This is a genomic window from Shimazuella alba, from assembly GCF_009831235.1.
Classification (GTDB): domain Bacteria; phylum Bacillota; class Bacilli; order Thermoactinomycetales; family Thermoactinomycetaceae; genus Shimazuella; species Shimazuella alba.
In genome coordinates this window covers 13,688-35,063 of sequence record NZ_WUUL01000021.1, presented here as the reverse complement: position 1 = coordinate 35,063, position 21,376 = coordinate 13,688, and the positions used below count along the sequence as shown (strand labels likewise).

The window sequence follows — 21,376 nt, the reverse complement described above, 5'->3', positions numbered from 1 at the left end:
TGAGGTGTTCACAGATGCATCTGGAGAAATACAAAGGATGTGCTATAATGGTGAATGGTTTTATGTGCGGTTTTTATGTTATTTCTATATAGAAATTGAGGTGAGAAAAGATGCATACCCTTGTTGTTGGTCTCAGTCATCAAACTGCACCAGTTGAACTCAGAGAGAAGTTCTCTTTCGATCCCGATCGGATTGCGATACCATTGCGTTCCCTTCGTGATATGAAGAGTATGTTGGAGTGCGTGATTGTTAGCACTTGTAATAGGACTGAGTTGTATATTGTTGCAGACCAGCTTCATACTGGGGAATATTATGCCAAAGCTTTTCTCGAGAGCTGGTTTCGTGTTTCCCGAGAGGAATTTGTCCCTCATCTCTATGTGAAGACTAACAAAGACGCAGTGGAGCATTTGTTCCGTGTGGTATGTGGTTTGGAGTCTTTGGTTATAGGCGAAACGCAGATCTTAGGACAAGTAAAACATGCTTTTCAAATGGCTTTGCAAGCAGGTACTACTGGGACACTCTTTAATCATTTATTTAAACAAGCTATTTCTCTCGGAAAAAAAGCGCACACCGAAACAGAGATTGGTCAAAATGCAGTTTCTGTCAGTTACGCAGCCGTAGAATTAGGAAAAAAACTCTTTACCTCATTTGCGAAGAAAACCGTGTTATTGGTAGGTGCAGGTAAGATGAGTGAATTAACAGCAAAACACTTTCAATCAGTTGGTGTAAAAGACGTGCTAGTGGTGAACCGGACTTTTTCTAAAGCGGAGGAGTTGGCTAAAGTTTTTCATGGAACAGCTTATCCATGGGGATCTTTGCCCCAAGCCCTACTTGCAGCAGATGTAGTAGTAAGTTCTACAGGAGCAAAAAATTATGTGATTACGCATGAAATGATACAAACTGTAGTATCAGAGCGTAAAAAACCATTGTTTTTTATTGATATTGCAGTACCACGGGACATCGACCCTTCTGTAAATGAGTTGGACAATGCGTTTCTGTACAATATGGATGACTTGGAAGAAATCGTTGCTGCTAATATAGGGTTACGTCAGCAAGAAGCAGAACGTGTTGGTGCTTGGATAGCGGAAGAACAAACTTTGTTTCAAGAATGGCTTGATACACTTGGAGTTGTTCCTGTTATCTCTGCTCTGAGAACCAAAGCTCTACAAATTCAAGCAGATGCCATGATGAAAATAGAGCGTAAGTTACCTGATCTCACAGAGCAACAAAGACGAGTGATCAACAAACAAACCAAGAGTATTGTAAATCAAATGATGCATGATCCAATAATGCGAATGAAAGAATTGGCTAGTACAGAAGAAAAAGAAGTTGCACTTCAGTTGTTCAAGCACTTATTTGCACTGGAACTAGATAATGAGCAGACAGACGAAGTTCAAGGAAAAGTGCGACCTATGGGTCAGCCACTTATGAATTAGGGGACGGATCTATGTTTACAGAGCGCTGGGTTTTTGATTTTGTCCTTTATGCATATGTGTTAAGCTTATTATTTTCTTATGCAGCGTTGCTCCGTCCAAACACACAAGCAAGGATCTTATCTAGCTCCTTGCTTATTGTCGTATGGCTCACCCTGACATTGGATATCGTCATGCGATTTATGGATAAAGGGCATATATCCGGACAGATTGAACCATTGCTGGTGTATACATGGGCCTTAATCAGTATTACCTTATGTATTTCGCTTGTTTTTCATTTGGATCTTTTTGTTTTTTGTACAAGTTTGATTGGTATTACCGTTTTGACTGTCCATCTATTTGTTTCCAAAGAAGTAGCTTTAACAGCACCAGCAGATGTAATTACAGAATTGGTATTTGTACACATAACACTCGCAGTGTCCGCATATGCAACTTTTTCATTGGCAGGTATCTGTGCTATCTTATACCTGATAAGTAGGTCAATGCTCAAGAAAAAAAAGTGGAATTTGATCATGCGTAGATTGCCAAGTCTTGAAAACTTGGAACAATTTATGATTTGGTTAATTGGGATCGGAGCTTTACTCTTATTGGTTTCCTTAATTTTAGGTAGCGTATGGGCATATCAGGTTTATGGAAGCCTTCATTGGACAGATGTAAAAGTGATCGGATCCTTATTCCTATTTCTTATTTATGCGGTTCTTTTTGGAATGGCTTGGACAAGATGGATAGCAACACAAAAAATTGCATGGTGGGTTGTGTTTTCCATGTTCTTTATTATCACTAATTATTTTTTATCCAAGGTTCATTTTTCTTTTCATCACTGGATTTCTTAAAAGAGGGGTACTTATGGCACATTCTTACCCAATGATGGTTGATCTGAATGAACGAAACATCTTAGTAGTGGGTGGAGGAAAAGTAGCAGAGCGTAAAATTAAATCACTGTTACCTACCGGAGCACATATAACAGTGGTCAGTCCTGCTATTACAGACGAAATTCGCCGCTATGCGAAACAAAAAAGAATTCGCTTGCAGTTACGAAATTATCAGACGGAAGATGGAGCAGAATGTTTTTTAATTATCGCTGCTACCAATCAAGCTTTAGTTAATCTGCAAATTTATGAAGATGCCCAGAAAAGAAAGCAATGGGTCAATGTTGTTGATCAACCATCGCTATGTAACTTTACTGTGCCATCTGTATTTAAACGAGGAAAATTGACCATTTCTGTGTCGACGGAGGGGGCTAGCCCTTCACTCGCAAAACAGATTCGACATGATCTGGAATCTCGATACGGTGATGAGTATGAGTTGCTCTTAGAGTTAAGCCAAGAACTCCGTTCCAGAATCCAATGGGAAATAGATGACCCAAAAATGAGATACCAACTGATGAAAGATATCGTAAGCGATAAGTGGATAGAAGTTTGTCGATTACGCCCAAATTTAGCGAGACAAGAGATGTTCACTTGGTTAGAAGATCAAATTAAAGTGAAAGGAGGAGCAAAATGCGGGAATTAGTTATTGGAACAAGAAAAAGTCATCTGGCGATCACACAATCCAACTGGGTTCGTTCTCAGTTATTAAACGTATACCCTGAGCTTTCCATTGAATTGGAGAGAATTGTTACAAAAGGGGATAAGGTGTTAGATGTTACGCTCTCCAAAGTAGGAGGGAAAGGATTGTTTGTAAAAGAGATCGAACAAGCACTCCTTGATAAGCAAATAGACCTAGCAGTACATAGCTTAAAAGATATGCCAGCAGATCTGCCAACTGGATTGAAGATTGGTTGTGTTCCTATACGTGAGGATGTTCGAGATTGTTTATTATCTCGGGACGGTCTGGCATTGGAAGAATTACCTTCTGGTTCGGTTGTTGGTACAAGTAGTTTGCGAAGACAAGCACAAGTATTGGCTATTCGTCCAGATTTAGTGGTAGAATCTATTCGAGGAAATGTCGGTACGAGAATAGCGAAACTTCGCGATGGAAAATTTGATGCTATTATTTTAGCTGTTTCTGGATTGAAACGATTAACTTTATTAGAAGAAATAAGTGAGTATTTTTCTGTCTCTACTATGCTACCAGCGGTTGGACAAGGTGCGCTTGCGATAGAGTGCCGATCAGATGATCATGAGATTATAGAACTACTAGATGGAATACATGATACAGCCACTGGAAATGCCGTAAGTGCAGAGCGTGCTTTTTTGCAAGCAATTGAAGGCAGTTGTCATCTTCCAGTAGCAGGTTATGCCACTTGGGAGAATAATACAGTACATTTGACAGGATTGGTGGCTTCTCCAACAGGGAAACCAGTCATAAAAGGAATAGAGATCGGAGCAGATCCAATAAAAGTGGGAAAAAATCTTGCCCAAAAACTAATGGAACAAGGTGCAAAAGAGATTTTGGCAATGGTATAGAGGAGTGCTAATAATGAGTGCCATGGTTTATCTGGTCGGTGCAGGTCCAGGGGACCCGAATTTGATCACTGTAAAAGGGAAACAAGCTATTGAAAGAGCAGATGTCATCGTTTATGATCGGCTTGCTAGTCCGCAATTATTACAAAATGCACGTCCTGATGCAGAAAGAATTTATGTTGGGAAACTACCTGATCGTCATACGTTAACACAAGATGAGATCAATGAATTGTTAGTAGAAAAAGCAAAAGCAGGAAATGTTGTTACTCGGTTAAAGGGTGGAGATCCTTTTATTTTTGGTCGTGGTGGTGAAGAAGCAGAGCGCTTAGTAGATGCAGGTATCCCGTTTGAAGTAGTGCCCGGCATTACCTCAGCAATTGCAGTACCAGCATATGCAGGTATACCTGTAACACATCGGAATTTTAATTCTTCTTTTGCAATTGTTACGGGGCATGAACGCCCTGAAAAAACAGAGTCCTCGATCAACTGGGAAAAGCTTGCTACGGCAACAGAGACGATTATTTTTCTCATGGGAGTTTCCAATTTATCTTTTATTGTGAAACAACTCACGAAATACGGTCGTGACGCCACAACTCCAATTGCCCTTATTCGTTGGGGAACAAGAATAGAGCAAGAGACACTTGTAGGTACATTATCCGATATTGTAGCAAAGGTAAACGATGCCCGTTTTGGTTCTCCTGCTATCATTATTGTGGGTGAAGTAGTGAAATTGAGAGAAAAATTATCATGGTTTGAACGCAAGCCCCTGTTTGGTAAACGTATTTTAGTTACACGAGCGAGAAGCCAGAGCAGTGAGTTGACTCAGATGATCGATCATCTCGGTGGAGAAGCGATTGAATTTCCTGTGATTCGTTTGGTAGAGCCAAAACATGGAGATGTATTTAATGAAGCACTACATCATATCGGGGAGTATAACTGGGTTATTTTTACGAGTGTTAATGGAGTGAAGTTTTTCTTTGATCGCATTCGGAAACAAAAAATAGATATTCGCCAGATGGCAAATGCCCGTATAGCAGCGATCGGGCCAAAAACCGCTGCTGCATTAGAAGAAAAAGGATTGTTAGTAGAGGCATTACCAGACGAGTATAAAGCAGAAGCACTAGTAGAGCATCTTCGTCCACTCGTAAAAGAAACGGAAAAAATATTGCTTCCAAGAGCAGATATTGCCCGTGAAGTATTGGCAGTCGAACTTCGGGCAATGGGCTGTACTGTGACCGAGGTGGATGCATACGATACAAAAATTGATGCCACCAATGCACAGGAGATTGTAAACATGTTCATGCAACAGCAAATCGATGTACTTACATTTACCAGTTCTTCTACTGTGCGTAATTTTATCCATTCCATTCGTCTGGCTACAACGGATATTGAGACATTGTTACAAAAAACACAAATAGCATGTATTGGGCCCATTACTGCCAAAACAGCAAAAAGCCTTGGTCTAAAGGTCGATGTAGTAGCGGAAGAATATACAATTGACGGACTCGTGAAAGCAGTACAGACTTTATAATTTTGGGGAGGACTTCCTATGCATTTTCATCGACATCGTCGTCTTCGTCGTAATCAAGCCATTCGAAACATGGTAAAAGAAAATTATGTGCGTGTTGAAGATTTTATTTATCCGATTTTTGTGGTAGAAGGGGAGAATAAAAAAGACGAAATCTCTTCGATGCCAGGTGTCTATCATTTTTCCTTGGATCGTTTGAATGAAGAAGTAGAAGAATTAGTATCATTAGGTATTTTATCTATTATGATTTTTGGTGTCCCACATGAAAAAGATGAATGCGGTACATCTGCAGATGATGCACATGGTATTGTGCAAAAAGCGATTAGCCAAGTGAAAGAAAGTTTCCCAGAACTATATGTGATGGCAGATACATGTCTTTGTCAGTTTACTTCACATGGACATTGTGGAGTAGTGGAAGATGGAGAGATTGTAAACGATGAGTCTCTAAAGCGTTTAGCAGCTACTGCTGTTTCGCAAGCGAAAGCTGGTGCAGATATGATTGCACCATCCAATATGATGGATGGATTCGTTGCTGCGATTCGCCAAGGTTTAGATGAAGCGGGGTTTGTTGATGTTCCCATCCTTTCCTATGCTGTAAAATATGCTTCGGGTTATTATGGTCCTTTCCGTGATGCAGTACATAGCACACCACAATTTGGTGATCGTCGCACCTATCAAATGGACCCAGCGAATGCAAGAGAAGCGCTACGCGAAGCTGCGTCAGATATTGCAGAAGGCGCAGATATGTTGATGGTAAAACCAGGACTTGCATACTTAGATATCATTCATCGAGTCTACCAAGAATTCAATCTACCTGTTGTTGCGTACAACGTAAGTGGAGAGTATGCGATGGTAAAAGCTGCTGCAATAAATGGTTGGATCGATGAAAAAAAAGTAGTGCTAGAGACACTTATCGGTTTTAAACGAGCTGGTGCAGAACTTATTCTTACTTATCATGCTAAAGATGTTGCCAAATGGCTAAAAGAAGGGAGTATCTAGAATATGGATCATATCGACCAAGAATTATTAAATATACTCCAAGCAGGACTTGAGCTCGTTCCACAACCATTTCAAGTGATTGCCGAAAAATTAGGGATTGAAGAAAACGAGGTACTGGAGCGGACAAAGAAGTTAAAAGGGGATTCTATCCGCCAGTTATCCGCTATTTTTGATACTCGTACTCTAGGATACAAATCTAGCTTAGTAGCAGCAAAGATTCCAGAAGATCGACTTGATCAAGCAGCACAAGTGATCAACCAACATCCAGGTGTAACTCATAATTACAAACGAAATCATGACTTCAACCTTTGGTTTACCATTGCTGTACCACCAAATAGTAAATTAGGTTTAGAGAAAACCGTAGATTTACTTGGGAAGTTAGCAGGTGTTGACGTGATTCGTCTCATGCCTACATTGAAGTTATATAAAATTGGTGTGCAGCTGGACATGACCGGCAAAGAAGATGCAACCAAAGCAAAAGCGAAACCGCAATATACCGAAGCAGATCGTCAAAATGCGGTAAAGGAAATTACTGATTTTGATATTGCAGTCATTCGTCAACTACAAAAAGACTTACCAATAGTTTCTCGTCCATTTGATGGATGGGCTGAAGATTTAGGTGTTGCTACAGAAGAGTTGCTATCAGCAGGAAAACAAATGATAGAAAAAAAACAAATGCGTCGTTTTTCCGCAGTTTTAAACCATCGCAAAGCCGGCTTCCGCTTTAACGGTATGGGGGTTTGGGCAGTGCCGGAAGATAAAACCGATGAAGTAGGTTATGAGATGGCAGCATTTAAAGCAGTTAGCCATTGTTACCTACGTCCTACTTATCCCGATTGGCCTTACACGATCTTCACTATGGTTCATGGTCGTACCTATGAAGAATGTGAAGAAATTTTACAGGCGATTGAAGATGAAACAGGCATCAAAGAACGAGCAACTTTATACTCCACCAAAGAGTATAAAAAGACAAGGGTTTCCTACTTTACACCAGAAATGGAAGTATGGGAAGGGAAAGTAATCGAAGAAGGCTTTTATGTTTAATAATGATAGAGCCCACTTTACTATTCTAGATAAAGTGGGCTCTATCATTTTCAACTATACTTTTCAGATTAATTATAAATATTGTAAAATAGAGATAGTTAACACATCTCTTTGAAGGGAGTTGCAGTGGATACTCTGGAGCTTTATAACTACATTTCAGAATTGACTCGATACTTTGGGATCCCGGAAAGTGTCGAGGCTAAGTTGATAGTACAAGTCCCACATAATGCAGATATAGTACAGGAAAGTGCCATCAAAAAGAAGAGTTTGCAGGAATACCGTATGGCTGTCCTTAAACTCGATCCAGATAAACTGAATGGCGCTGACCAGATGCGTCGAGAGCGAATCCTACAGGCACTCCAGTACATCTGAGCTGTGACTCTGCCCTCTATGTAGAAAATCTATATAGGGGGCAGCTAAAATGAGTAGAAATAATCTAATATTTCTAATAAAATAATAGTGTTCGATAAAATAATGCCATTTGTATACCAGATTGGAGTTACCATGGACAGCAAGAGGATCAAGGGTGCGGTTCTCGCATGCGGTAAGCGAAGTAACCCGAAGATTCAGCCTGTCGCGGGCAAGGAGCAGGACACACGCTGTGGTAACAAGGACTGCCGTGCCTGCTATCCCAAGCAGGGTGATCGGACTCTTCTCGACTGAGTTTCCCCCGAGAAGGTGGTCGGATTAATGAATTCATGAAAATGAAATTATTAATCCGGCCAATGACAATGATGGTAAAAAGATAGATGCTAGATGAGCAGGAAATCCGCACGGTTTCATTTTTTACTGATACCGATGGCGGATTTCTTTTGTTTATTTTTGTTTCTATTTACTATACCAAGAAATGAAACTTTATAGAATTTGGCTCGCTCCTTTGTCCATCTTTACCCATCCAAAATTAGTGATAAGGTTCCACTGTCCATCTGGAATAAGGAGTTTCTCTTGATCGAATGGAGATAGGGTTGTTTTTATTTCCTCTTCCTTTCCCATCTTCACTTTAGTAACCCAATCAGGGTCAAGCAATAGTTCACGTCCAATCGCTAATAAAGGAACTCCAGTCTCTAATGCTCGTAATGCATCTTCGGGGGTATAAATGCCACCTACTCCGATAATAGGTATTTTATCACCGATACGCTCTTGGATGATTGCTAGTCTTGATCGTGAATCATTGACACCCTTTCGTGGTGGAGTCCAAAAATGATTTAATGAGATATGAAGATAGTCTAGCTGTTTGGTAGCTAACACATCAATGAAAGATAATGTGTCAGCCATTGTGATTCCAGGTGTTGTTACTTCTTCAGGTGAGATCCGATATCCCACTAGGAAGGGACTTTTTGCATGTTTTTTTACCACTTGATTCACTCCATCTAGTATTGCCAAGCCAAATTTCATCCTGTTTTCGATTGTTCCACCCCAGTTGTCTGTTCGCTTATTTGCATGAGGAGAAAAAAACTGTTGGATTAATCCGCCATTTGCACCGTGAATTTCGACCCCGTCAAATCCTGCTTCAATTGCTCTCCTAGCTGCTTGTCCAAATGCTGAGATGATTTCTGTTATTTCCGTTTGCGTTAATTCTCGAGGTACAGGAGCACCTTGCCTTTCTTCTGGTACATTACTTGCACTGACAACTTCTCCGCTTTCCATAGCAGAAGATTGTCGGCCACCATGAAAAATCTGCAAGATGGCTTTTGCGCCTTTTCTCTGTATCGCAGAGGCTAGTTTTTGTAAGCCTGGAATCATCTCATCCTGATCGACAGCTGGTCCTTTTGGTAAGCCGCCATTTTTCATTACATAAGTGCCCGCAGTGATGATTGCACCAACTCCATTTGCTCTTCGTGCATAGTATTTTATTTCCTGTTCAGAAATGGAGCCATCATCATTCGAACCCATATGGGTCATGGGTGCCATCATTATTCTGTTTTTCAATGTAACGTGTTTATTTAATGTAACTGGTTCAAATAATTTTTTAAATTGGTTTTTCATGTAGAGCAGATCTCTTCTTGATGTGTTACTCTCATGATAATCCATCTGAATCATAAATAAAAATACATATTTATATATAATTATATTCCATTTGGTATATGATTTATAGAGAATAGGAGAGTTTGGATCACTTCTGCTTTTCATTTTCCAAACACATCATGTTACAATAAACTCATCATGCAATGGATGTTGAGAGGATGTGTAGATTTTGGCTAGACAATATGAGCAGTCAAAAGGGCAGTTTGAGAAAGTATTACCACTTATTCCAGGTGGGGTAAATTCACCTGTTCGAGCTTTTCGTTCTGTGATGGATCATCCTATTTTTGCCGAGAGTGGAATAGGTGCTACCTTAACTGATATCGATGGAAATACATATATAGACTATATTTGTTCATGGGGACCTCTTATATTAGGACATTCGCATCCAAATGTAGTTGCAGCATTACAAGAAGCAGTGCTTAAAGGTACAAGCTTTGGTGTACCTACTGTTCTAGAAACCGAGATGGCAGAGTTAGTGAAAGAACGTGTGCCTTCTGTTGAAGTCGTTCGGATGGTTAACTCTGGTACAGAAGCAACTATGAGTGCTTTGCGTTTAGCACGGGCGTATACAGGCAGGAAAAAAATTCTAAAATTTGAAGGCAGTTATCATGGGCACTCGGATAGCTTATTAATTAAAGCAGGGTCAGGAGTTGCGACACTGGGTCTTCCAGATAGCCCTGGAGTTTTGGAACACACAGCTCAGCACACATTGACTGTTGCTTATAACGATTTAGAAAGTGTTAGCCTTGTTTGTGAGCAAGTAGGGGATGATATCGCTGCAATCATTGTAGAGCCAGTTGCAGGTAATATGGGTGTTGTTCCTCCGCAGCCTGGATTTTTAGAAGGGCTTCGCCAGCTTACCGAACAATATGGCATTTTACTTATTTTTGATGAAGTAATGACCGGATTTCGTGTTGATTATCATTCTGCGCAAGGGAGATATGGGATTACACCTGATTTGACAACAATGGGTAAAGTGATCGGTGGCGGATTACCAGTAGGTGCATACGGTGGTAAACGAGAAATCATGCAAATGATTGCGCCAGCCGGTACTGTTTATCAAGCTGGAACACTATCAGGAAATCCACTTGCGATGGCAGGAGGAATTGCTACCTTGCGTGAATTGTCTCCTGACTCTTATATGCATTTGGAGCGTATGGGAGAGAAGATGGAACAAGGTTTACGAGCAAATGCTGAGGAAGCAGGAGTGCCTCACCATATAAACCGGGTTGGTTCTATGGTGTGTCTATTCTTTACCAATGAAAATGTAGTAAGTTATGAGGAAGCAAAAACAGCAGATACCGATTTATTTGCTAAGTACTATCGCAATATGCTAGCAGAAGGAGTATTACTGCCTCCATCCCAATTTGAAGGTATGTTTCTCTCTCTTGCTCATAGAGATGAAGATATTGATCGTACATTGGAAGCAAATCGCAAAGCATTAAAAAATATATAAGAAAAAAGGGTACGAAACCGGCTGTTTCTAATATGGAGACAGCCGGTTTTGGCTATTTTCACGATATTTTCATTTTGTTTTTGCATATTTTTATATTGATTTATGAAACGTATTATAGTTTAATACTAATTGTGCTTTGAAATTGAGATTAACAGACAGGGGGATGTATGTAAGCGCATACTTTTTTGCGCATATGTGAAAATTATATTATTTATACGTGTGACTGATTCGATCAGGCATGAGTAGAAAATATTGTTGTGGAGAACGCTAAAGAGTATCTGAGTATGCTTAAGGCGATTTTACATACAAATTCTTACTTGTGGACTGGTTTTTTTGCATTTATTTTTCTTTGTATTTCTACGACAGAAAGGGTGTATGTTTGTGTTTAAAAAGCTTTTTGGAGCACTTCAAAAAGTGGGGAGAGCATTGATGTTACCTGTTGCTATTTTGCCAGCAGCTGGTATCTTGCTCGGTATTGGTACTGCCTTGCAAAATCCTACTTTAATTGAACGTATTCCTGCCTTAAACGCAACTTGGATACAATTGATTTCCAATGTGTTATCTTCAGCTGGGGATATTATATTTGGTAACTTATCACTGCTCTTTGCAGTTGGTGTTGCGGTAGGCTTAGCTGGTGATGGTGTTGCTGCACTTGCTGCTATCGTCGGTTATCTCATTATGAATAAAACGATGAGCACAATCTTAATCGCTACGAAACAGTTGGACCCAGCGAAAATAGCTGATAACCCTGCCTATGCGAGTATTTTAGGAATTCCTACCTTACAGACTGGAGTATTCGGTGGGATTATCGTGGGAGCATTAGCTGCGATTTTGTTTAATCGCTATTACAAAATTGAGTTACCATCTTATCTAGGATTTTTTGCCGGTAAGCGATTTGTTCCGATTATCACTGGATTTTTCGCTATTATTTTAGGTGTTTTGCTCGTCTTTATTTGGCCGCCTATTCAACATGGTTTAAATACATTTTCTACTAGTATGGTAAATGCGAACCTTACCTTGTCTGCTTTTATCTTTGGTATTATTGAGCGTTCTTTAATTCCATTTGGTTTGCATCACATATTCTACTCTCCATTCTGGTACGAATTTGGGGAATATGTAAACAAAGCCGGTGAGATTGTACGCGGGGACCAAAAAATCTTTTTTGCTCAGCTCAAAGATGGGGTAGAACTTACATCGGGTACATTTATGGCTGGTAAGTTTCCATTCATGATGTTTGGTCTGCCTGCGGCAGCACTTGCGATGTATCATGAAGCGCTACCCAAACACAAGAAATATGTAGCAGGTCTCATGGGTTCTGCTGCTCTGACGTCTTTTCTCACTGGGATTACCGAACCCATTGAGTTTACCTTCTTGTTTGTAGCACCTCTATTGTTTGCTATTCATGCAGTATTTGCTGGTTTTTCTTTTATGGTAATGCAATTACTCAATGTGAAAATTGGGATGACCTTCTCGGGTGGTGTCATCGATTATCTTTTGTTCGGAGTACTTCAAAATCGTACTGCATGGTGGCTTGTAATTCCGATCGGTCTCGTATTTGCAGTAATCTATTACTTTGGTTTCCGGTTTGCAATTCGCAAGTTCAACCTCAAAACTCCTGGACGGGATGATACGAGTGAAGAAAAGAGCACAACTACAGCCAAAGATGGTGGGAAAGATGAGTTGCCAGTACAAATACTTTCGGCGCTTGGCGGCAGCGAAAATATTTCCCATTTGGATGCTTGTATAACACGTTTGCGTGTATCGGTCAACGATGCAAATAGTGTGGACAAAGAGAGGTTAAAACAACTTGGTGCTGCGGGTGTGTTGGAAGTTGGTAACAATATTCAAGCGATATTTGGACCCGAATCGGATACACTAAAAGGGCAAATCCAAGATGTGATGGAAGGTCGGATTCCTACTAATCCGATCAAACCAGAAGCAATTGGGGATACACCTTCCGTACCAGCAGACGAAAATATGGGTGAATTCGTAGCTCCAATAGAAGGTAAGATCGTACCATTGTCTGAAGTGCCTGATCAGGTATTTTCGCAAAAAATGATGGGTGACGGATTTGCTATCCTCCCTTCTAGTGGTAAGATCGTTGCCCCATGCGATGGGAAAATTGAAACGTTATTTCCAACAAAGCATGCGATTGGTTTAACATCCACCAGTGGACATGAGATTTTGATTCATATTGGTATTGATACCGTTGAATTAAAAGGAGAAGGTTTTACTGCTTATGTGACAGGGGGCGATCAAGTGAAGAAAGGTCAGCATCTGCTTGATGTGGATTTGGATTTCTTGAAAAAGAATGCTCCGTCGATTGTTACCCCAATTATTTTTACCAATCTAAAAGAAGGTGAAAAAGTAACCGTCTTAAAGCAAGGAATGGTAAAATTAGAAGAAAATCAAATAGTAAAGATCGATTAAGGTAGAATAGGGGAAGGAAGACCTGTTGTTTAGGTTTTCCTCTTCCTATTTCTTTTGTTAGTATTACTTGTGGCAAACACGAAAAAACGACTTATTCTTTCTTAATCAAAATGAGGTGTATTTTATGTCAACCCAACCAAAAGCAATTGTGGTGATCTTTGGTGCTACAGGTGATTTAGCTAAGCGTAAATTGTTTCCTTCTCTCTACAAATTGTATAAAGCCAATAAACTTTCTGATGATTTTGCGGTAGTAGGAGTGGCCAGAGGCGATATGTCCAATGACGATTTCCGACAAAGTGTCATTCGCTCTACTGATAAAATTGTAAAAGGAAGAAAAGATATAAACGATTTTGCCTCCCACTTCTATTTCCAAGCGGCTGATGTTACGGATAAAGAGTCTTTTGATAAACTCCAAACATTATTACATAAGCTAGATGGAGAGTATCAAACAGAAGGAAATCGAATGTTTTATTTAGCGATGGCTCCAGAGTTTTTCGGTACGATATGTGAAAATCTAAAATCGAGTGGATTAACCTCGACAGAAGGTTGGAGCCGTGTCGTGATTGAAAAACCATTTGGACATGATTATGTATCAGCGAAAGAATTAAACGATCAAATTGGACGAGTTTTTACAGAGGATCAAGTGTATCGTATTGATCATTATTTAGGGAAAGAAATGGTTCAAAATATCACTGTTATTCGTTTTGCCAATGCTATCTTTGAAGAATTATGGAACAACCAATATATTTCCAATATCCAAATCACCTCAAGTGAAACGCTAGGTGTGGAGGATCGAGGAAGATATTATGAGTCTTCTGGAGCCTTGTTAGATATGGTGCAAAACCATATGTTACAGATGGTAGCACTACTAGCGATGGAGCCTCCCATCAATTTGACAAGAGATGAAATTCAAAGCGAAAAAGTAAAAGTATTGCGTGCACTACGTCCATTTACAGAAGAGGAAGTCGACGATTATTTTGTTCGTGGACAATATGGGAATGGTTATATAGAAGATCGTGATGTGATCGGTTACCGCGAAGAAAGTAATGTCGATCCAAACTCCACAACAGATACATTTGTTGCAGCAAAATTGATGATTGATAATTATCGTTGGGCTGGAGTGCCAATTTATATTCGTACTGGTAAAAGAATGAAAGAAAAGTCCACGAAAATTGTTATCCAGTTTAAAGACCTGCCAATGAATCTATATCGAGATAAAAATCATCCGCATCCTAACCTTTTGGTTATTCACATCCAGCCAGATGAAGGAATGACACTGCATCTGAACGCACAACAAAGAACAGGGAAGGAAGATTCACTTCCTATTCAGCTGCATTATTGTAGTAACTGTGATGATAAAATGAATACTCCCGAAGCATATGAGAGGCTTTTATACGACTGTCTATTAGGTGACGCTACCCACTATACCCACTGGGACGAAGTATCTATTTCTTGGAAGTTTGTCGATACGATCTCCAAAGCATGGAACAAAAACAAAGAAGTACATTTTCCAAACTACGAATCAGGTTCTATGGGTCCCGCTGCTTCAGATGAACTTCTTGCAAGAGATGGCTTCTTTTGGTGGTCTGTAGCAAATAGACCATCAAATTCTTAATAGGATGTTTACTTTTGGTTGCGCCAACTTTACTTGTTTAAACAGGTAACCGCATAGCGAATGAGAAAAAAGAGGTTGTTGGGATTTTCCAACAACCTCTTTGTGTTATTTTTATTTTTTCATCCAATCGGTATGGAAAGTTCCTTCTTCATCAATTCGTTGATATGTATGTGCACCAAAGTAATCACGTTGCGCTTGCAAGAGATTAGCTGGCAATGTCTCTGATCGGTAGCTGTCGTAATAGGCAAGTGCACTATAAAAGGAAGGCATTGGGATACCATTTTCAATCGCGATCGCAATGACATGACGAAGAGCTGATTGGTATTCTTCTGCGATATTTTTAAAATAAGGATCTAACAGCAAATTTGTCAATTCAGGTTCGCGATCATAAGCATCACTAATTTTTTGTAAGAATTGCGCACGAATAATACATCCACCACGGAAAATCATGGCGATATTTCCATACGGCAAGTCCCAGTTGTATTCTTCTGCTGCTGTGCGTAATTGGCTAAAACCTTGGGCATAAGAGCAAATTTTACTCAGATACAATGCTTTGCGAATCGCTTCGATTAAAGCTTCTTTGTCACCTGTATATGGTTTGATTTCTGGACCTTGTAAAACTTTGCTCGCTTTGATTCGTTCTTCTTTCATTGAAGAGATGATGCGTGCAAAGACGGATTCTGTGATGATCGAGAGAGGAACTCCTAATTCCAGTGCGTCTTGGCTTGTCCATTTTCCTGTCCCTTTTTGCCCTGCTTTATCTAAGATAACATCTACTAGGGGCTTCCCAGTTTTCTCATCGGTTTTTGTAAAGATATCTGCAGTTATCTCGATCAGGTAACTATCTAGTTCTCCTTTGTTCCACTCTGCAAATACTTGGTGCAATTCAGTCGCTTCCAGACCTAGTACATGTTTCATAAGAAAATAAGCCTCAGAGATCAGCTGCATATCACCGTATTCGATGCCGTTGTGAACCATCTTTACATAGTGCCCTGCACCGTCAGGACCAATATACGTACAGCATGGATCTCCGTTTACTTTTGCAGAGATCGCAGTCAAAATAGGTTCAACAAGGTCGTAAGCTTCTTTTTGTCCGCCTGGCATAATCGATGGACCATGAAGCGCCCCTTCTTCTCCACCCGATACTCCTGTACCAATGAAATGAATCCCACTCTCGTCTAATTCTTTGTTGCGACGAATGGTGTCATGGAAGTATGTATTCCCACCGTCGATCAGGATGTCCCCTTTATCTAAGTAAGGTTTGATTTGTTCGATGGTAGCATCAGTAGGTGCTCCAGCTTTAATCATCATCAATATTTTTCTTGGTGTCTCTAAACTTTGAACTAATTCTTCTATGTTATATGTACCAACAATATTTTTCCCTGAAGCATCTTTGGAGAGAAATGGATCAATCAAGTTGGTGAAGTTATCAAAGACTGCGATTGAATATCCTCGGCTCTCCATATTTAAAGCCAAGTTTCTTCCCATTACGCCTAAACCAATAACGCCAATCTGTTGTTTTGTCATCTCTTTGTCCTCTTCTTTTGCGTTTTATTACTACTCCATAAAAATAACATATTTTAGATGAAAATGAACGTCTCCACTATTTTTTTAATAAAGTGTGTTTTTTATGCGCCAACATGGTTATAGGAGAAGGGCTTGTAATAATTAAAGGAATTATGAGATAATTTAATTGCCATATTTCATACAAAAGAACGGAGAAGAAAGTGGCAGATCAAAGCTATGTTGGCAGCATCCGTTGCCAGGAAGGTACTTACGAGCTCGAAGTTACCATCGAGGATGGATACTTTAAGCCTGGAAAGAACTGCTCGTTCAACGGAGCGCAGTTCCTTACCGTTTCGAAGAAGGGTACTCGGTGTATAGAAGAGATGAAGAGGCGTCCTGGTGAAATTGTTTGGACTCCATTGATTCCTGCAGGAGTGAATTGGAAGTAAATCGGGCTTCACGCTAAGTTGAAGTCTAGATCTGGGTGTGCACTGTATAAAAAGTGTGCACCCACCTAGCAATAGAAAAGCGATATTTTTAAGTTGGAAACAAGTGACGTGAACTTGTTTTTTTGTTGTGAATGACAATAGATGATAGTTATGCTGAAGATGGGAGATTTTTTAAGACGAAAAACGTAATACAGCCCAACTCATACACGGGTGTGCAAAAAGCGGGCTGTGATACCGATTCCTTATGTAGAGAATCAGCTTACAAAATTCCGGGCCTTGTCGAAGGCATTATTATTCTTTCGGTCCTTCTTGTCCCTCTTCTTTTCGACCTTATCAAGGGCCATCTTGATAGCATTCTTACCATAGGCCTTAAAGGCCTTCTCCAGAGTATCCCACGCCTGCTTCATATTGTCGTTGTTAGCGTAGGCAATTGCAGCCTTCAGATGACCTGCTGCGGTATTATCGGTGTTGAAGTCGACTCCAGCATCCTGGATGTCACCGATCAGATTGAAGAAGGCATCGCTCTTAGCCATTTATTTCTCATTCCTATTTCAGGGAATGGTATATCCATTCAAGTTCAATATTATCAGAAAATAATAGTGGTCAAAGTGAAGATTAATATCTTTAATTTAAATGTATATCTAATCTAAAACGCTATAAAACAAATAATTCATGCGAATTAATGTATTCAAAACAATTCATGATAGCCTAGATCCAATATGGGAAGAATGTTCTGCAGGATAGTATCGGTTATTTCTGATCGGTGGGGAGTATATATGAAAAGTGATAACCGCTTCTTCGTTCGGATTGTACATGGAATGAATTAGATCTGTTGTGACGGTAAAGTAGTCATCAGTGGAGTAAATTTCTTCCCTCAGCAAAGTCATTTCGCGATTTTGGGAAGTAGCGAAAATTCGATTATGTAACGTGCCTTTTATGATTTTTACACAGCAAAAAGAAGCGCCATGATCATGTATAGGAGTTTCGATGAGCGGTGGGAGATTTAAGACGATGACTTCAAATAGCTTCGACTGAAAAATAACGTTTCTTCCATATGTCAAAGGGGGAGTGGGTAACGAGATATGAGGAGCGATTTCTTGAAAGTCACAAGGAATGTTTCGTATTAGCTGTTCCACTTGTGGAATAGTGGGATTTTTTATGTCGCTTATAATTTGAGGTAAAAACTCAGTTACATCCATCTTATCCCTCCGACTTTCGTAAGAACGAAATAATAATAAGATATGTATGCTGAATGAAGAAAATCATACCAATAATTTTGATTATATTACCCCCAAAGATAATAATCAAAAGGCGATTATGTAGCACTCAAATTATTTAGTTAGGGTTTAAGCAATTACTTTTTTAGAATGGAAAACTAAGCAGCCCACCACTCTATATAGGAGCGGTGAGCTACAAGATACTCGCTAACAAATATTCCTTACTTCAGCAGCGAGTAAGCAAACTCGAAGTTTTCCTTTGTAAAGTTAGTATACTTGCCAATATGCGTCCTCTTGATCTCATCAAGACCAGACTTGAACTTAGAGAAATCCGGGTGCTTACGAAGTGCCTTCTTTGCCAGTGCCACTGCCTGTTGGTCTTTTCCTGCTGCGGCCAGCTCGTGCACCGTATCGAACATGTCAATGGTTTCACGAGGGCTATCCACATCCATCTGATACTTGCCAGTTGCAGATCCGCCTGCATGAATAATGCTCGTGGCCGCAGCGAGTTTGGCAGCAATCGTAGACGCCATTTTTTGTCTCATTTCTCTTTTGAGATGGTATTTCCATCTTCTTTATCATACTATCAGAAAATAAGAATGATTTCTATCATTTACTTGTTTTTATGGAGGAGTATTTGTTAGTAGACGATAATGGATAGGTTTTGCATAGGAGATTTTTTGTATATGTGAAAAGGGTATTTTTGATGAAGTTGTCAAAAAGTGCTTAAAATCAGTGCAGCCCATCACGCTATTTCAGGTGATGGGCTACTACGTTGGAGATATCTTACTTAGTTAGAGACGTCCCGAATCAGATCCTGGAGGTTGTCGTTCTTTGTGTTTGACTTATCCGAGATCTTATCGAGTGCCTTCTGAACCTTGCCCGTGCCATGTACCTTCTCATATGCCTTGACAGCCTTGGCAAAGTGAGACTTCGCCTTCTCGTCATTGCCCATCTGGGCAAATCCCTTTGCGATAGTGATCTGGGCATCGGCATTGGGAACGTCACTGAAGTGAATATTACGGCGAGAAAGCTTGTTGAGAAGCTGCTCGAAGGTGTTGGACATCTTTCCTCAATTCGTTCTAAGAAGATAGGATCTCCATCTCAAGGGGATAATATCAGAAAAATACAATAATAGTCAATAATATATAATTCGTTCTAGTAGATCATAATTTGAATTAAAAATTATTTTTAGGTTTATGATATTTGTCCTTATAGAGTGATAACTCCTCCTCCTCGTACATATATTTCAGCTTAAGGGCTGTTAAAGATAGAAGGAGGGAGTATATTCGTGGAACAACTTCGGTTTAATATTTCGGAGAAAATTCGCTTGCATCCACAGCAGGCAGGGATCAGTTCGTTATTGGAATTGGATCTTTATCCTGATGTAGAAATCAAAGATGAGGGGCAACACCTCAAGATTCATGGTTACCTTCGGTTAAATGGTACATATGAGGGTGATTTAGACGAAGATGCAGACATATCGGAATATGATCCAGATGAGTTAGATGGGGAAGAGATTGCATATGTGATTCCAGTGGAGATTACATTGCCTCGCAATCGAGCAGAACTCGCATATGTTTCTGCGGAGGTAGAATCATTTGATTATCAATTGTTGTCTCCATTTGAGTTGCAAATCGAAGCAGTATTGATGATTGACGGGATACTTCCAGAGCAAGAGGAAGAAGAGCTCATCACGAACATATCCGATGAAGAACAACCTCAAGAAGAGGTAGAAGAAGTGGGGGAATCTCCATCATTTGCTGCAAGACCTGCACAGCCAGAAGCACAAAAAGTAGAGAAAAAGGAAGAAGAACAACCCAAAGCCGAAGAGCCACCTGTCGAACGTGAGATACATCGTGAAACGAGACGTACTACAAAGGAACAAAGTGAAGAACAAATAGAAAGGACAGCTGAACCATTACTTGTAATAGAAGAAGAAGGACATCAAGAAGAGATAGTAGAGGAACCGACCAATATAGAGGAAGAGGTTCGGGGTAGTCATTGGAGTAAGTGGCTTGTTGGCACAAAGGAAGATTCGCTTGTTTCCATGAAAATGGTGATTGTTCAAAAAGAAGACTCGATCGACACCCTTGCTGCAAAATATGAAACATCCTGCGATGCGATTCTCAAAACCAATCAATTTGCAACGGATCGCTTAGTAGAAGGTCAAATCGTAAAAATTCCTGTGAACCGGAACTAGGAGGGAGGACTTTCTATGTGGGAAGTGATTCATGCATATGGGTGGAATCCTACTTCTGTTCAGCATCGTGGTGGTGTTTGGGAAGTAGTTGAGCAAGATCAAAAATATGCACTAAAAGAGAGTCGTGTTCCAAGAGAAAAACTGTATGTGCTTCATCAAATGCTGGAACAAGTACGGGCAGCTGGATATCAACATCTGCTACCATGGGTTCCAACGGAAGACGGAGAAACTATTGTTTCTGCATATGGTAGTAATTGGTATGCAACTCCATGGAAGGAGTTAGCAGATGAACACATTTCCGCAACCGAATTAGCAGCTTCATTGGGATGTTTTCATCGTTTAGCAGAACCTGTAGCAGCAAAATATCCAAAACTGCATCAGGTGATGAATTTAGATACAAAAAACTCTTGGAAAGAAAGAGAAGCGAAGGTATTGGACTGGCAGTCTTCCCTAGAAGAAAACGAGACTAAAATCTCTCAAAAATCAGCTAATCTTCCAAAGAATAGTTTTTCCTTTGCGATAAGAGGATTAGATCGTTTTGTAAATACAGAAAAAGGAGTAGCACCTCGTTATACGATCTGCCATCAACGTATTCATTCGTCAAATGTGTTAACGAGTGAAGATGGATTGTATTGGATTGATTTTGATCATGCAGAATTAGATACACCAATCAAAGATCTTGCAACCTTAATTCATCGAAACCCAGAAGAGTCTCCAGCGGAAATACTGGCTGCATATGAACAAGAAAATAAATTATTGCCTAAAGAGAAGCGTTTATTAGCTATCTTCTTATCTTATCCGGAAAGATTGGTTCGCGCAGCGGAAAGAAAGGAGGAGGTAGTGGATATACCAAGAGAGTTTAGCCATATTCAAGAATGCCAAAAACTAGTGAAAAAACTATGGCCTTCTAAGAAAAAGCCGAGATCAAGGCAAAAACGAAATAGATAATACATACGAGGGAAACCTCGTTTTTTTGTGGAGAGAAGTGATTAGTTTGGTAAGAAGTCATTTTAATATGTTCTATAAGAGCACTCATTCCAGATGGTTCTTTTTATATTTGTTAATC

19 protein-coding genes are annotated in these 21,376 nt (G+C 39.9%); 13 read left to right on the top strand and 6 right to left on the bottom strand.

Features of this window, described 5'->3' with window-relative positions:
* The first annotated feature begins 110 nt into the window (after positions 1–110).
* The 8 genes from hemA to GSM42_RS19550 all read left to right on the top strand — a co-directional run bounded on the left by hemA (position 111) and on the right by GSM42_RS19550 (position 7,781).
* Positions 111–1,436 carry a glutamyl-tRNA reductase gene (hemA, locus tag GSM42_RS19585; protein WP_160803240.1) on the top strand — a complete coding sequence of 442 codons (1,326 nt, stop codon included), beginning with the start codon at positions 111–113 and terminating at the stop codon, positions 1,434–1,436.
* A gap of 11 nt (positions 1,437–1,447) precedes the next feature.
* Positions 1,448–2,266: a cytochrome c biogenesis protein CcsA gene (gene ccsA / locus GSM42_RS19580; RefSeq protein ID WP_160803239.1), complete on the top strand. Its 819-nt coding sequence runs from the start codon at positions 1,448–1,450 to the stop codon at positions 2,264–2,266.
* Positions 2,267–2,279: 13 nt separating this feature from the next.
* Positions 2,280–2,945 carry a precorrin-2 dehydrogenase/sirohydrochlorin ferrochelatase family protein gene (locus tag GSM42_RS19575; RefSeq protein ID WP_160803238.1) on the top strand — a complete coding sequence of 222 codons (666 nt, stop codon included), beginning with the start codon at positions 2,280–2,282 and terminating at the stop codon, positions 2,943–2,945.
* Positions 2,933–3,841: a hydroxymethylbilane synthase gene (hemC, locus tag GSM42_RS19570; protein ID WP_160803237.1), complete on the top strand. Its 909-nt coding sequence runs from the start codon at positions 2,933–2,935 to the stop codon at positions 3,839–3,841. Before GSM42_RS19575 ends, hemC begins: the two co-directional genes overlap by 13 nt.
* Before the next feature lie 10 nt (positions 3,842–3,851).
* On the top strand, positions 3,852–5,369 hold the full coding sequence (cobA, locus tag GSM42_RS19565; RefSeq protein WP_420821016.1) for a uroporphyrinogen-III C-methyltransferase: 1,518 nt from the start codon (positions 3,852–3,854) through the stop codon (positions 5,367–5,369).
* An 18-nt stretch (positions 5,370–5,387) separates the two neighbouring features.
* The gene (gene hemB, locus GSM42_RS19560; protein ID WP_160803235.1) at positions 5,388–6,365 is read left to right on the top strand and encodes a porphobilinogen synthase; all 978 of its coding nucleotides are present in this window, start codon (positions 5,388–5,390) and stop codon (positions 6,363–6,365) included.
* A gap of 3 nt (positions 6,366–6,368) precedes the next feature.
* A complete protein-coding gene (gene ahbA / locus GSM42_RS19555) occupies positions 6,369–7,409 on the top strand; it encodes a siroheme decarboxylase subunit alpha (RefSeq protein ID WP_160803234.1) in 1,041 nt (346 codons plus the stop codon).
* A gap of 204 nt (positions 7,410–7,613) precedes the next feature.
* Positions 7,614–7,781 carry a hypothetical protein gene (locus GSM42_RS19550; protein ID WP_160803233.1) on the top strand — a complete coding sequence of 56 codons (168 nt, stop codon included), beginning with the start codon at positions 7,614–7,616 and terminating at the stop codon, positions 7,779–7,781.
* Between the two features lie 483 nt (positions 7,782–8,264).
* Here GSM42_RS19550 and GSM42_RS19545 read toward each other — a convergent pair whose 3' ends face one another.
* Entirely contained in the window at positions 8,265–9,395 is a 1,131-nt protein-coding gene (locus tag GSM42_RS19545) for an NADH-dependent flavin oxidoreductase (RefSeq protein ID WP_160803232.1), read from the bottom strand.
* A 208-nt stretch (positions 9,396–9,603) separates the two neighbouring features.
* On the opposite strand from GSM42_RS19545, the gene hemL reads away from it, so the two are divergent.
* From hemL to zwf, 3 genes are all read left to right on the top strand, one after another.
* On the top strand, positions 9,604–10,890 hold the full coding sequence (gene hemL / locus GSM42_RS19540) for a glutamate-1-semialdehyde 2,1-aminomutase (RefSeq protein WP_160803231.1): 1,287 nt from the start codon (positions 9,604–9,606) through the stop codon (positions 10,888–10,890).
* 429 nt (positions 10,891–11,319) lie between these two features.
* Entirely contained in the window at positions 11,320–13,320 is a 2,001-nt protein-coding gene (gene ptsG, locus GSM42_RS19535; RefSeq protein WP_420821015.1) for a glucose-specific PTS transporter subunit IIBC, read from the top strand.
* A gap of 124 nt (positions 13,321–13,444) precedes the next feature.
* The gene (zwf, locus tag GSM42_RS19530) at positions 13,445–14,935 is read left to right on the top strand and encodes a glucose-6-phosphate dehydrogenase (RefSeq protein ID WP_160803229.1); all 1,491 of its coding nucleotides are present in this window, start codon (positions 13,445–13,447) and stop codon (positions 14,933–14,935) included.
* 111 nt (positions 14,936–15,046) lie between these two features.
* Here the strand turns inward: zwf and gndA are convergent, their stop codons facing one another.
* The 5 genes from gndA to GSM42_RS19505 form a co-directional block, all read right to left on the bottom strand.
* Positions 15,047–16,462 (bottom strand): NADP-dependent phosphogluconate dehydrogenase, encoded by a 1,416-nt coding sequence (gene gndA, locus GSM42_RS19525; protein WP_160803228.1) that lies wholly within the window; start codon positions 16,460–16,462, stop codon positions 15,047–15,049.
* A gap of 682 nt (positions 16,463–17,144) precedes the next feature.
* Positions 17,145–17,423 carry a hypothetical protein gene (locus GSM42_RS19520; RefSeq protein ID WP_160803227.1) on the bottom strand — a complete coding sequence of 93 codons (279 nt, stop codon included), beginning with the start codon at positions 17,421–17,423 and terminating at the stop codon, positions 17,145–17,147.
* Positions 17,424–17,588: 165 nt separating this feature from the next.
* A complete protein-coding gene (locus GSM42_RS19515; protein ID WP_160803226.1) occupies positions 17,589–18,089 on the bottom strand; it encodes a cysteine dioxygenase in 501 nt (166 codons plus the stop codon).
* Between the two features lie 239 nt (positions 18,090–18,328).
* Complete coding sequence (locus GSM42_RS19510; protein WP_160803225.1) at positions 18,329–18,640, bottom strand: hypothetical protein; 312 nt, start codon at positions 18,638–18,640, stop codon at positions 18,329–18,331.
* A gap of 257 nt (positions 18,641–18,897) precedes the next feature.
* Entirely contained in the window at positions 18,898–19,173 is a 276-nt protein-coding gene (locus GSM42_RS19505) for a hypothetical protein (protein WP_160803224.1), read from the bottom strand.
* Positions 19,174–19,398: 225 nt separating this feature from the next.
* Between GSM42_RS19505 and GSM42_RS21240 the strand changes: the two genes are divergently transcribed.
* A complete protein-coding gene (locus GSM42_RS21240; RefSeq protein WP_160803223.1) occupies positions 19,399–20,310 on the top strand; it encodes a LysM peptidoglycan-binding domain-containing protein in 912 nt (303 codons plus the stop codon).
* 15 nt (positions 20,311–20,325) lie between these two features.
* Positions 20,326–21,258 carry a phosphotransferase gene (locus GSM42_RS19495; protein ID WP_160803222.1) on the top strand — a complete coding sequence of 311 codons (933 nt, stop codon included), beginning with the start codon at positions 20,326–20,328 and terminating at the stop codon, positions 21,256–21,258.
* Positions 21,259–21,376 lie beyond the last annotated feature (118 nt).